Consider the following 12,527-nt stretch of genomic DNA (forward strand, 5'->3'; position numbering starts at 1 on the left):
AAGCTTCTCCGCCTATTACTGAATAATATTGAAGTCCCTAATATGCTGTTTGCCTGATTAGTTTTTCAGTTCTTAAAGAACATCCATCATCAATGAATGAACTATGAATGACCTCAAAATGATTGGAAAATTAATTCCAATTTCTAGAATATATGATACACTCAAAATATCTAGATTTTATACATGGTATAACCTAACGGAAGTCGGTTTGCAAGGGGGGATTCTTGTCAAGTGATAAAAACGATGTGGATAGTCGTTGCTATTTTGACTTTTCCTGTTGCATCCATCATCAAAGATTTTGTTAAAAGCTAAAAAAACGAGCAGGCTATTCTATGTGAAAAAGTACCGCTATTTCAAAAAGCCAAACACCAAAAATAGAACTTCCGTAAAATTGGAAGTTCTATTTTTCTTCCTGATTAACCCTAACAAAAAAACAAATCCCCCGGCTGGAGGATTTGTCAGGTTTGCATCTATTTAGTTTGTATAAACTTCTTTTGCGTCTTTGTTGAGCGCTTTGCGGATGATCGGCATTACATAGCGGTCAAGGCCGTATTTTCCGGCATTCGCACCAGCGACAAGGATGAAGATTGTCAAAAGGACCATTTGCGGGTTTGTGCTTGTTGTGCCTGAGAACAGGAAGGCAAAGTTCATTGTGATTCCCATCAATGCTGCGAAAGATGTGAAGATGCCGAGAATCAATGCAATCCCAACAAGGAATTCGCCCCACGGAACAAGGATGTTGAACAGGCCGACATTCGGAATTGCGAAGCCTTCAAGGAAAGATGCCCACCAGCCCTGGACAGCTGGGTGATCGCCTGAGGCTTTTCCGACTGCGCCTTGCAGGAAGCCGGATGCGTCAAATCCTCCCCCGGTGATTTTCCCCCAGCCGCCGGTGAGCCAGGAATAACCGAGATATACTCTCAAAACGAGCAGCAGTGCAGATGCGATGTTGTTTTCTCTTAACCATTTAACCATTTTACTCACTCCTTGAGTGTGAATGAATTTTATTAGTGCTATTAGTGAAGTACTTCTATGTCTATATACTAGCATGATATGAATAATAAAAAATAAGTTTGTTCATCGTTTCACATGTTTGTCATATCATTGTGTCGTAATTGTGAAGCGAGTGTGAAGTGAGTGGGAATTCTCTGTGAAGCACATGATCAGGCGCAGGGTCGTAAGACAAACTAAAAGCCGCCATTTCCGGCAGCTTTTTTCCAGTCTATTGCTTTTTACCGATCTTTTCTACACCTGTCAGCCGGAATCCGCGGACCTCAAGCTTCTGCTTGAGGTCTTCAATCGGCGAGTTATATGGAAGTGTGACCATGATTCGGCGCAAATACGGATCCCCGTTATCATAAGTGAATATCCCTTCAATGTTATACCGGTCAAGCAGCCGCGTTAATTTCTTCAATGCACCCTTATGTTCCTGTGTCGCAATGGTCAAATGATAGCCGCCCGAACGGAAACCGAGTGCATCCTCAATCATGCCCATCACATGGTTATGCGTAAGGATGCCGGTAAATTGGTTTGTGCTGTCGAGGACAGCGAGAAACGGAAGGCGTTTGATTTTAAGTGATTCAGCGAATGATGCATCTTCGCGGATGCTTGCATGCCGGTCAGTGACCAAGTGTTCAATCGGATCGTCTTCGCTCCCTTCCTTTTCAAGAAGATACTCGACCAGATCGATTTTGTAGACAAGCCCTCTGAACTGCGTCATCGTTTCATCCAGCACAGGGACACACCGATATCCCGAGCCCTCCAATACTGACAGTGCTTCTTTTACAGAATCAGTCTCTGATGCGTGGACAACCTTGTGTTTCGGGGTACGCTGAATCTCCATGACTCTCATCCTGTCACTCCATTTCATTTTCCGTTCACGTTGTAAAAAAGATATTCAAATCCTCTGCAGATTATGATTGGCGTTCAACTAAGTTTGCAGTGTTTGGAAATTTAATCGGCAATAGGAATCTATCGTTTTTTCACAAAGAGGAAATGGAAATGCGGGCTTTCAGCTCGAACGATTCAAGGCGTAACTTCTTTATGTGCCGGAACTGTAATGTTTTCTGCTTTCGGTGGCTGCGCTATCATACTGACACTTGCCTGGTTCACAGCCGTCGTGATTGGAATGATATATCAGGGCATGCCTGAAATGTCCAGCTGATCATAAGACAGCAGGGCAGGATTCATAAGTGACTTGAAATTTAAAATGAAAGAGTGGCAGGCAGGACTTACCTTATGGTTGTCTAATACTTACATTTATGAAAGTGTTTTTCTCAGTTTATGCATCGACGATATTATTTTTACATAGGACTTCCTTGCTGGTTTTAGCAGATACACTGATCCTGCACATTAATTCAGGGCAGCCCTTACTTAAAAAAAGAAGTGGTGGTATTGATGGAAATACTGAAACAGCTTCTGTTAAATCTCAGTCTGCTGCTGATTATTTTATTCTTCTTTCAGATGTGGAGTGAGCGCAACGAAAAACCGCCGACCAAACGGAGCTACATCATATATTTTCTCCTCTCCCTGCTCGTCTGTTTCCTGTTAACCATTGAAATCCGGCATGATTACATCATCGATTTGCGCCAGATTCCCGCCACCCTTGCCGGACTGTATGCAGGTTGGCTCGGAAGTTTCAGTTTGCTCGGAAGTGTCATCTTGATCCGCTCCCTGTTTGGAATTGATTATGGGTTCTGGGTAACAGTGATTGCTTATACCATTCAGGCCGTTTTGACGGGCTTCTTCCATTCCTGGTTCAAGAAGCAAAATACGAGCCGGAGGGTATTGCTGGCGGCCGGGCTTACTTTCATACCGCTGCTGATTACACTGATTGCACAGGGATTGCGGGTCGGACGTCTCCAGCTGGATATTTGGCTCAGCTTCCTGGCGATCGCGCTGCTCGGTTCCGTTATTGTGATTTTAACCATAGAATCGATCAAGAAGCATTCCATCATGCGGGATAATATTATGAAAGCCAAAAAAATAGAGGTCGTCAGTCATTTGAGTGCCTCGATTTCACACGAAGTCCGCAACCCGCTATGCGCTGTCAGAGGTTTTTTGCAGCTGATCCAGGAGCCGGACTTCCCTGTTGAAAAGAAAAAAGAATTTTCACAGGTGGCGATGATCGAGCTTGACCGCGCCGAACAGATCATTACTGATTACCTTACGTTCGCCAAACCGACGATCCAGCAGCGAACGGAAGATATCAATCTAACGGAAGCGCTGGCCAAAGTTGCAACTGTCGTCACGCCGCTAGCCAATATGAATAGTGTCGATATCCGAAAGGAGCTGGAAGGCTCAGGTTTTGTAAAGGGGGATAGCACGAAGTTTTTCCAGAGCATCATGAATATTGTCAAAAACGGCATTGAAGCAATGCCTAACGGCGGCGTTCTCCTCATTCGTGCCGAACAAACCGGAAACCGGATGCTTATAACGATTAGCGACACCGGAACAGGCATGACGAAAGAACAGCTGCACCGGCTCGGGGAACCTTACTTTTCCACAAAAGGCATCAAGGGCACAGGGCTCGGAATGATGGTCACCTATTCTGTGATTCATTCGATGGGCGGCCATATCCATGTCAAAAGCGAACCGGGAAGCGGCACGGTTTTCGAGATCAGCTTGCCGCGGGTTAAAGGGATTGGAGACAAAGCAGTTTAGCCCGATGGAAATAAATACGCCCGGAAAATGCCTGGCAATTGCCTGGCACTTCCCGGGCACTCATTTTTTAATCCAGCCGTACAATCGAAAAATATCCGTTTCTCGTTACGGAATTAACCGCATCTATATAGTGATCAAACAATTCGTAAACAGGTGAAGCGAAATCCTCCAGCTGGATTAGGGCACCTGCTGTCGCCGCGGGCCCGATAGCCCTAAGCTCTTCGTCTTCATCAAGGAATTCCGACAGGTCTTCATGCCCGATCACTCCCGTTTCCACGCAAACCGAATTAACCGCTTCATGATAGACAGGAATGCTGAGCCGGCAAACAGTGAAGCCCCATCCTTCCGCACGAAAATAAAACCCTTTCGTCTCCGTTTCATTATTCCATATTCTTTTATAAGGCTTCGTTGCATCAAACAAAGTAAATAAATCCATTCTAACCCTCCTCTGGCATCATTCTGTCCAGATTGGGCGTATAACTTTCCTAAAATTGACTATGCACCATTTCCTGTTTTAGATAGGCCGGATCTTTCCTCAATAAAAAAACACAAAAAAACCGCCTCATTCAGCAAGTGAATCAGCGGCACGAACGATATGAAAAATAATGATTAGGGCAAATGATGAGGTTAAGATCAACTCTCAAGACGTTTTTGCAGCTGGACGATTTTCTGCGGCAAAATATATAAATACTCAATTAGAGAGTCCAGTAAGTCGATTAATAAGTTCGCCGTTTCCTCCGTTGTCTCTTTTTCGAGGCCAAGCAATTCATTCAGCGTGCTTTCTTTCGCAAGAAGCTGGCCAAGCTGGGTGATTGGTTCTTCCAGGTTAATCTGCTTTGCCAGAATTTCCAGCTGTTTCGGCAGCGGCTGGGACAGTTCATTCTCCGCCAGGAAACTCCTGGTGATGCTCTCGAGGACACGGCTCGACATGACGGCCGTTGCTGTCCAGTCTTTAACGTTATGTACATTGACGGCTGAACGGTATACCCTCTCAAGATCGTCCGGAAGCTTTGCTGTGCTTCCAAGCCGGCCAAGCGGCTGCCTCGTCAGGGAAGCCTGATGGACAAACAACTCAAATTCCTCTGCCTCTTCACTGTAAGATGATCTTACCAAAATGAATAAAACCGATTGTTTGCACTCCGAACATCTTGCAGCATTTGAGAAAACGGTCTGATTGATATGATAATCAAATCTCACTGGAAAATTTGCGATATTCCCACACTTTGGACATTCTGTTTTTGCAGATTTCGGAAACCTGGTTTGTCCGTATCTGACTGCTGTATGAATCGCTGTCTGTTCGACTTTCCGCATCGGACTATCCTCCCCATAATAAATGATAGACTACTAAAATAAACCTAATATAAAAACAGCAGTTAAACAACTTACACTTTTTACCTATCACAAGTCTATCATTTTCTGAATAATATGAAAATAAGACTATAGCCCCTTGCCCATTTTTATTTCAAATTATAGATTTAAAGGATAATGTGCATTGAGTGCGAACGTGTATATGATAGGTGAAAAACTAAAATGGGAGGTGGTATTGCGTGGATGACAATACATTGTCTATGCGGTTTCAAACATTTGCAGAAAATGAGTGCAAAAATTCCAGCAGCCTTTACGAATCCCTGTCCATGAATATAAAAGAAGACCGGGAGCTGCTTGCTGTCGCCTCAGAGGCACGGCCTGGCCAGCCCGTCCCCAACTTGCTGTTCGGAGCAGTCCACTACCTTCTTTTAAAAGGGAAAAAACATGAGCTGAAAGAATTTTACCCCGGTTTAAGCAAAAACGCCCGTGACCCCGCTCAAGCGTTCAGTCATTTCAAGGATTTTTGTAAAATCTATCAAAATGAAATCATCGGGCTCCTCAGAACAAAAAGGGTCCAGACAAATGAAGTGCGGCGCACCGGCTATCTCTACCCTTGCTTTTCCCATATCTATCAAAAAACTCAGAAGCCGCTCACGCTTATTGAAATCGGAACAAGCTCAGGGCTTCAGCTGTTATTTGACAAATATTCGTACTCCTACGGTGATGACCAGACATACGGCGACAGGAATTCTTCCGTCCATATTCATTCGGAGATCCGCGGTGAAAAGCAGCCGCTGCTGCTTCCTGAAAGTCCTCCGGTGGCAGAACGGATCGGGATTGATCTTTATGTCAATGACCTCTCTGACGAAGAAGACTACTTGTGGATGAGAGCATTAATCTGGCCTGAACACAAAGAAAGGGTCAAGCTTTTTAAAAAGGCCGCCCAAATGGTAAAAAGCAATCCTCCCCAATTGATTGAAGGAGACGGGGTGCGGCTTCTGGATAAATTGGCCCTCTATGCGCCCGAAGACTCCACACTATGCATTTTCCACACCCATGTCGCCAACCAGATGCCGGATGATGTCAAATATGACCTTATCAACAAGGTGACAGACCTGGCTCAAACACGCGATCTCTATCACATTTACAACAATATGTGGGACAGGGATCTTCATTTGGATTCCTACATAAACGGGAAATTGCAGTCCCAGGTAGCGGCCAAAACGGACGGCCATGCGCGGTGGTTCGAATGGGAGCTTGAACAGAACTTTTTGAAGATGACTTGAATCGAGTTGGCTATTGATGATTGCGCCGTGCATGAGTACGGTGCTGTTTGGTATGAGTTTGCAGGGCTTGCCTGTTCATAGGGCAAGCCCTGCTGCTGTTGGGGCGGTTTGGCCGGGTACGTTTTGATCGGTGTTCTTTACATGCGCTGTTTGGCTTAAACCTCTGACTTGCGGCTTGAACGTGCCTTCCGGCTTGAAACAGCCGGTGTTTGGTGTGGAACTAGCTGTACGGCGGGAAAAGCTGCTCTTCCGGCATATAGTGCTGGTGTTTTGGCGTGAATCAACCGGTGTTTGGCGTGAAACTAGCTGTACGGCGGGAAAAGTTGCTCTTCCGGCATATAATGTTGGTGTTTTGGCGTGAATCAACCGGTGTTTGGCGTGAAACTTCAGCGCTACGGCGTGAAAGCGGCAACTGCCCCTTTCAACTGCTTGAAACTTGCCTTATATGGCGTGAAAACACGTTTATTCCGCGTGAAACCCAAAACATATGGCCTGATTTTATAAATAAGGACGTTCTGACATCCATAATCGTGGTTAGTTAGGTTCAATCTTCATCGCCAATCAGCACAATAACGGCCTTTTCTTCCTGAACGCAATCTGCATCATCTGCAAATTCCATTTTCTGCTCACCTGAAATGCGAAAATCCCGGGTATGTTCTCTCCGGGGGTGCCTCCTCCCTTCTCGGTCAGACGTTTATTCGAAAATCCCCGCTGTGACCAGCAAAATCATATAAACAACGGCACCGGCGGCAAATGTGCTGTAACTTGCTTGCCGTTCACCCGGCAATTCTTCTTTCATGACGTTCAAGATAATAGCTCCGCTCAGAAAAGATAGCAAGACACTAAGCAGTAGCGGCGGGAAGATTTCAAGAATCCCTGTCAGCCAGCCGAGCGCAATCGCACTGCTTAATATCCAGCGGCCCATGTGGGTGAATTGGCTTTTATGATGGCCGGTAAGCGTGTAATCGACAACAAAAAAATGCAGGCCCACTCCAACTGTGTAAAGAATCAGTCCGAGCACCGTCTCCTCTTTGGATCTGGTAACAAGTAAATTGCCGATAAGTGCATTGTAAACAAAAAAAGAACTCATATGAACCCAAAAAACGCCTGGCTCTGTTTGATCGGCCTCACCTTTATTACGTGACACTTTTGCGGCTTTTTCCAGTCCGTAAAATGTGATAAATCCAAGTACCGCAATAAAATTTACATGGTGATCCATGAACGGAAAGATATTTGTGTCGTTTTCAAGTTTTCTTTGCTGTTCCATTAATTCTGGCAGAAGATGAAGAAAAATATAGGCGACTGAAACGCCTGCAGCACCTGAAAGGATTTTCGTCTTCATGTTATCCTCCGCAGAATGCACAAATTGGGCACTGAAATGGATAGCAAGTAATAATAGCAAAAAAATCATCGTAATCCAGTTATTCATTTGATCCTCCCCTTCTGTTATCCATCACTTCCCCGCCTTTTAAGTCTTCTAACTTTAATCTACTAGTGCTTCCTATCCTCTCAGGTCGGGCAAAATTCGGTCTTATTTCCCGGTTTTTCCGGTTTCAAAACCTATTACGGTCAAAAACTGACTTTTTTAAAAGAAAATATATTAATAGAACTTTCCAATTGAAAGGAGGTGAATTGATGCACTTCCGATCCTTACTTTTTAATGGGCTGCTTGCCAGTGCAGTACTGTTTTTCCCAGCAGATACATTTGCGGAAAACGATGGTGAATCTGTAAAAGCCGACCCTAATGAGAAAGCTGTTGAAGCAGCCTCTTCCGCAGGGCTCGATACAGAAGACGAAAAAATGTCTTCCGAACAACCTGGACGGGAGCCGCGGATAAAGGGGAATTCTGCGGAAATCCCGGCAAAACCGGAACATTCTGGTACTGCTGAAAACAAGAAAAATGTGCAGCTGCCTGATCAAGCAAGCGGTGAAGCGGAACAAGCTGTTAAGGCCGCTCATGATAAGGCTGAGGATAACCTTCAGCAGCACGACGACAAACGTGCTGGATCTGCGCGTCAGCCTGCAGCCCCAAAAAAGAGCACAAAAGCAATCCCGCAATCCCAGCCCGTGCAATCCGGAACGGATAACGGGGAGCATAAAGGGCAAACAAAAGAAAACAAGTCATCTGAAAAAGGAACTGCGGCTCATGTAAAGGTCGAACGTTCCTCAGAAAAGACCCTACATAACATTGATTCAACAAAAGAAAAATTAACTGACCGGAATGGGCAGAAGAAAAAACACTCTGCTGATGAATCACTTCCCGTACCAGAAAACAACACCAGGGAAACGGTCGAGTATAACGGGCCGGAATCAGGAGAGTCGCCGTCAGAACTTCCGGACCGGTATCCTGCAGATGCCGCTGTCTTTTCGTCTCAAGTGAATTCAGCTTCGTCTGCCGGCTCATCAAAAGACCGGACAACAGGTAACGGTCCAGGTACTTCAGCATGGTTCGATAAATGGCTTGAGCTGAATGTGATGACGGCTTCGAAAGTCATTCTGCCCTATTTCTCCGGCTCACACATTTATTTTAATCAATGGATGAATGCTCCTCCATCTCCACCGCCTGAACATGCTCCTTTTTTAAAAAATGACGGCAGTCGGTAACGTCATCCAATACAAAAAAGGAGCGAATACAAAAATGAAAGCAAATAACAATGGAACTACAGTTGTAAAAACTTTGGTCATGGCAGGGGTCCTATCAGTCGGTATGTTTGCCGGAGGACAGATCAGTGAAGCAGCAGGAAACGCCAAGGCAGTCGAAAAAGCGAAAGTCGAGCAGGCTTCTGACATCAAAGTCGTACGCCTTGATGATGGAAAAACTGAAACAGATTCCAAAAAAGGGAAGTCCCAGGCAAGCGCAAATGCCAGTTCAGCTGCTAAAGCAAATGCTTCAGAAAACTCTGCTGTAAAAGTTGAATCTGAAGTGGAACAACAAGAGGAAGCAGATGTTAAAGAGCCAAAGGAAAAGAAAGTCAACCCTTCCGCAGCAAACAAAGCCAATGCGATGGGCAGCGTAAATGCAAGTGCAACCGCTAAAGCGAACGCTTCTGAAAACTCCGCCGTCCGGGCTGGTGATGAGGAAGAAGATGCAACTGCAGAACTGCCTGTGGAAGAGCCTGAATCTGAAGAAACTGAAGATGTTGATACAGATGTTGAAGTAAAACCAGAAGAGGATGAAGACGAAAACACAGAAACAGAAGATTCCGACGAAGATACCGAAACTGAAAAAGAAGATGATGTAAATGAAGATGCAGTAAAAGAGGATGATGACCTGCAAGAGGACGAAGAGTCTGATGAAGACGAAGGCCTTGATGTTGATGCAGATGAAGATGCTCTAAAAGAAGATGATGAGGAGCAAGGTGAAGATGAGTCTGACGAAGACGAAGGCCTTGACCTTGATGCAGACGAAGATGCTCTAAAAGAAGATGATGATCAAGACGAAAACACTGAAGAAGATGCTGACGAAGAAGACACTGAAAAAGAAGAAAAAGTGAACCCGTCTCATGAAAACAAAATCAATTCTATGGCTTACGAAAATGCCAGTGACAGAGCTCACGAAGTAGCTGCTCCTCAATCTGCTGTTCATGCTGTGGATGTTACTGACGAAACGGTTTCTGAAGATGCTGAGGAAAACACATCTGAAGATACTGCTTCCGAAAATACCGAGGAAGAAGTGACTGAAGATGCGGATTCTGAAGGCACTGAGGAAGAAGCAGCTGGGGACACCACTTCTGAAGACGCTGACGAAGAAGTAACTGAAGAAACCGCTTCTGAAGATACTGAGGAAGAAGCAGCTGGGGACACCACTTCCGAAGATGCTGACGAAGAAGTAACTGAAGAAACCGCTTCTGAAGATACTGAGGAAGAAGCAGCTGAGGACACCACTTCTGAAGACGCTGACGAAGAGGTAACTGAAGAAACTGCTTCTGAAGACACTGACGAAGAGGCAGCTGAAGATGCAGAAGATCTTGAAGCAAGCCCTGCATTGGCTAACAAAATCAATGCTATGGCTTCTGTACGTGCAAGTGAAACCGCTAGAGCACATGCTTCCAAGAATTCTGCAGTGCTGGCTGGTGATATTTCCAGCGAAGATACACTGACTGAAGAAACTGAAGAAACAACAGAAGAAGTCGTAACGGATGGAGATTCAGAAATCACTGATGTTGCTGAAGTTGAAGAAGGCACAGAGACTGAAGTGACAGTTGAGCCTGCAACCGAAGAATAAAATGTATTTCCATAAGAAAACCGAAGGGGTCCTTCCCTTCGGTTTCTTTAATTGACTGTATTATCGTTCTAAATTCACTTTCAGTGAATTAACATGGTAAGTCAATACCGCTTCCTTCTCTTCCGCTGTAAGTTTATGATACGGTGTTTGGGCTGGAAAAGTGAGCGTGCTAAGCAGGATCCCGCCGATCTGTCTGGCAAGCAGATCCGTGTCCGGCTTCTCGTTCAAATTGGTGCAATGGGCATCCAGGCCTTTTTTAAGGCCATTGAAGATGATGACAGGAAAGTTGATTTCATCTGATAAATGGCCCATAAAACTTTCGGCAAGCAGTGTTTTGGCCAGCTTCTGATTCTTTGATAGCGCAGTGAGCCTGTCATTCAATACTTCTTTTAAAAAATTTTCCGTTTCAAGTTCTCCCGCATACTTGAGGATCTTCGCGTGAAATTCATTCTCCAGAGCTTTTTTCACGACCGTTTCAAAAAGATTTTGCTTTGTGGAAAACTTGCGGTAAAGCGTCACTTCTGCTACATCGGCTTCCTTTGCGATTTCCTGGGTCGTCGTCTGCAGGAACCCTTTCTTTATAAACACCTTTATCGCTGCAGTTAAAATCTGCTCTGTCTTATCCCTCATATATCCTTCACCCCGCAACTGTTTCTCTTCCGCTCTCATCAGTGACCTTTGTCCGGACAAACCGGTCCAGCACCATTAAAATTGCCGGCAGGACGATAAGTGTACTGAGAAGAGCAAATGATATGTTCACTAATGTCATCATACCAAAGTTGCTCAATATCACGAAGTCTGATACAAGCAGAGCGCTGAAACCTCCGATTGTAGTGAAGGCGGATGCGAAAATGGCTTTGCCGATTTTTTTATTGGCTGTCATGATTGCTTCCCTTCTCGGCTCCCCTTTCCGGCGTTCTTCATAAAACCGTTCCATGATCAAAATAGTGAATTCGGTCCCGATTCCGATTATGAGGGCACCAAGGGTAGCCGTTAACGGGGTATAATGAATGTCATACAAGTACATGATCCCGCCTGACCAGCCGACGATGAACATGATCGGCAGCAACGGAATGAACGCTTTTACCGGATGCCGGTAAATCATCAGCAGCACCATAAAGACGAGTCCCATCCCCAACAGCGTCATTTTGTATCGGCCTGTTGTCAGTGCAGTGACCATTTCCACATCCAGAACCGATTTTCCGGTTACTGTCGCATCTATGCCTTCCGGCTGGCTTTCTGAAACGTATTCTTCCATCCCCGAAATGAAATTCTGCAGTTCCTCTGCTTCCAGGTGTTTGATCCCGACTGTCAAAACAGCACTGTCTCTTTCTTCATTCACAAAAAGCTTCAACTGTTCTTCCGGCAGATCAGCGAGAATATCGGCTGTTTCTTCCTGATCTGGCATGTCGCCGTCATTTGCTTGCTTCAGAAGGACAGTCAACGAATTTGTGTCGACTACAACAGACGGGAACTCATTCTTGAGAGAACCAGTCATTTCTTCAGTCCATTCCAGTGCTTCCTCATCAAGAACATTGTCTGCACTGTACATGACTGAGACCTGATCGGTGGTGCCCAGAATATCACGCAGCCTGTGAATATCCTCCAGTTCCTGGGTATCCTGCGGCATAAACGTTTCTACATCTGTTTCAACCCCTGTCTGCATGTCTCCCCATATGCCGGCTGCGGCAGTGACAATCGCGACTAAAAGAATCAGCCATCTCAGCTTAACGATTATGTTGGTGAGAACTCCAAATACGTTCTCCATTTTTGAATGTTCAGGCTTTCTCTTTTCTTTCTCCTTAGCTGGTTTTGTGAAAAAATGATCTCGGGTAAACAAAATCGGAATTAAAATGAAGAGCCCGACTACAAAACTGACCGCCATCCCGATTGTCAGCATTTTCCCGAAATCTTGTATCATCGGCACTGGTGAAGTATATAGTGATAAAAACCCTACTGCTGTCGCCAAAAGGGCTGTAAGGACAGCGGGCGCCATCTTGATCACGGTCTTTTTGGCACTATCGGCGCTTTTGTTTTTCATCATT

At 45.2% G+C, this 12,527-nt stretch carries 11 protein-coding genes; 4 read left to right on the forward strand and 7 right to left on the reverse strand.

Annotation, left to right across the window (positions count from 1 at the left end; all coding sequences use genetic code 11):
* Positions 1-474 precede the first annotated feature (474 nt).
* A complete protein-coding gene (locus tag A4U59_RS15425; protein WP_070121301.1) occupies positions 475-975 on the reverse strand; it encodes a DoxX family protein in 501 nt (166 codons plus the stop codon).
* A 247-nt stretch (positions 976-1,222) separates the two neighbouring features.
* A complete protein-coding gene (gene cbpA / locus A4U59_RS15430) occupies positions 1,223-1,843 on the reverse strand; it encodes a cyclic di-AMP binding protein CbpA (protein WP_157888204.1) in 621 nt (206 codons plus the stop codon).
* Positions 1,844-2,397: 554 nt separating this feature from the next.
* On the opposite strand from cbpA, the gene A4U59_RS15435 reads away from it, so the two are divergent.
* Positions 2,398-3,663, forward strand: a complete 1,266-nt coding sequence (locus A4U59_RS15435) for a sensor histidine kinase (protein WP_083270884.1) — start codon at positions 2,398-2,400, stop codon at positions 3,661-3,663.
* Between the two features lie 67 nt (positions 3,664-3,730).
* Here A4U59_RS15435 and A4U59_RS15440 read toward each other — a convergent pair whose 3' ends face one another.
* The gene (locus A4U59_RS15440; RefSeq protein ID WP_070121304.1) at positions 3,731-4,099 is read right to left on the reverse strand and encodes a hypothetical protein; all 369 of its coding nucleotides are present in this window, start codon (positions 4,097-4,099) and stop codon (positions 3,731-3,733) included.
* A 197-nt stretch (positions 4,100-4,296) separates the two neighbouring features.
* The gene (locus tag A4U59_RS15445) at positions 4,297-4,974 is read right to left on the reverse strand and encodes a hypothetical protein (protein WP_083270885.1); all 678 of its coding nucleotides are present in this window, start codon (positions 4,972-4,974) and stop codon (positions 4,297-4,299) included.
* A 257-nt stretch (positions 4,975-5,231) separates the two neighbouring features.
* On the opposite strand from A4U59_RS15445, the gene A4U59_RS15450 reads away from it, so the two are divergent.
* On the forward strand, positions 5,232-6,257 hold the full coding sequence (locus A4U59_RS15450; RefSeq protein ID WP_070121364.1) for a DUF2332 domain-containing protein: 1,026 nt from the start codon (positions 5,232-5,234) through the stop codon (positions 6,255-6,257).
* A 694-nt stretch (positions 6,258-6,951) separates the two neighbouring features.
* Here the strand turns inward: A4U59_RS15450 and A4U59_RS15455 are convergent.
* On the reverse strand, positions 6,952-7,686 hold the full coding sequence (locus tag A4U59_RS15455) for a ZIP family transporter (protein WP_070121305.1): 735 nt from the start codon (positions 7,684-7,686) through the stop codon (positions 6,952-6,954).
* A gap of 206 nt (positions 7,687-7,892) precedes the next feature.
* Between A4U59_RS15455 and A4U59_RS15460 the strand changes: the two genes are divergently transcribed.
* Positions 7,893-8,861 (forward strand): hypothetical protein, encoded by a 969-nt coding sequence (locus A4U59_RS15460; RefSeq protein ID WP_070121306.1) that lies wholly within the window; start codon positions 7,893-7,895, stop codon positions 8,859-8,861.
* Positions 8,862-8,895: 34 nt separating this feature from the next.
* Complete coding sequence (locus tag A4U59_RS15465; RefSeq protein ID WP_070121307.1) at positions 8,896-10,482, forward strand: putative sodium/potassium/calcium exchanger; 1,587 nt, start codon at positions 8,896-8,898, stop codon at positions 10,480-10,482.
* Between the two features lie 60 nt (positions 10,483-10,542).
* On the opposite strand, the gene A4U59_RS15470 is transcribed toward A4U59_RS15465, so the two are convergent.
* Positions 10,543-11,112 carry a TetR/AcrR family transcriptional regulator gene (locus A4U59_RS15470; protein WP_070121365.1) on the reverse strand — a complete coding sequence of 190 codons (570 nt, stop codon included), beginning with the start codon at positions 11,110-11,112 and terminating at the stop codon, positions 10,543-10,545.
* A 7-nt stretch (positions 11,113-11,119) separates the two neighbouring features.
* Complete coding sequence (locus A4U59_RS15475; RefSeq protein WP_245680571.1) at positions 11,120-12,526, reverse strand: efflux RND transporter permease subunit; 1,407 nt, start codon at positions 12,524-12,526, stop codon at positions 11,120-11,122.
* Between the last annotated feature and the right edge of the window lies 1 nt (position 12,527).

Source organism: Bacillus marinisedimentorum, from assembly GCF_001644195.2.
Lineage (GTDB): Bacteria > Bacillota > Bacilli > Bacillales > Bacillaceae_O > Bacillus_BL > Bacillus_BL marinisedimentorum.

Coding starts and splice junctions, on each gene's coding strand:
- cbpA (WP_157888204.1), bottom strand. CDS start 1,843: ATGGAGATTCAGCGTACCCCGAAACACAAGGTTGTCCACGCATCAGAG.
- A4U59_RS15440 (WP_070121304.1), bottom strand. CDS start 4,099: ATGGATTTATTTACTTTGTTTGATGCAACGAAGCCTTATAAAAGAATA.
- A4U59_RS15470 (WP_070121365.1), bottom strand. CDS start 11,112: ATGAGGGATAAGACAGAGCAGATTTTAACTGCAGCGATAAAGGTGTTT.
- A4U59_RS15435 (WP_083270884.1), top strand. CDS start 2,398: ATGGAAATACTGAAACAGCTTCTGTTAAATCTCAGTCTGCTGCTGATT.
- A4U59_RS15445 (WP_083270885.1), bottom strand. CDS start 4,974: ATGCGGAAAGTCGAACAGACAGCGATTCATACAGCAGTCAGATACGGA.
- A4U59_RS15425 (WP_070121301.1), bottom strand. CDS start 975: ATGGTTAAATGGTTAAGAGAAAACAACATCGCATCTGCACTGCTGCTC.
- A4U59_RS15455 (WP_070121305.1), bottom strand. CDS start 7,686: ATGAATAACTGGATTACGATGATTTTTTTGCTATTATTACTTGCTATC.
- A4U59_RS15475 (WP_245680571.1), bottom strand. CDS start 12,526: ATGATGAAAAACAAAAGCGCCGATAGTGCCAAAAAGACCGTGATCAAG.
- A4U59_RS15460 (WP_070121306.1), top strand. CDS start 7,893: ATGCACTTCCGATCCTTACTTTTTAATGGGCTGCTTGCCAGTGCAGTA.
- A4U59_RS15450 (WP_070121364.1), top strand. CDS start 5,232: ATGCGGTTTCAAACATTTGCAGAAAATGAGTGCAAAAATTCCAGCAGC.
- A4U59_RS15465 (WP_070121307.1), top strand. CDS start 8,896: ATGAAAGCAAATAACAATGGAACTACAGTTGTAAAAACTTTGGTCATG.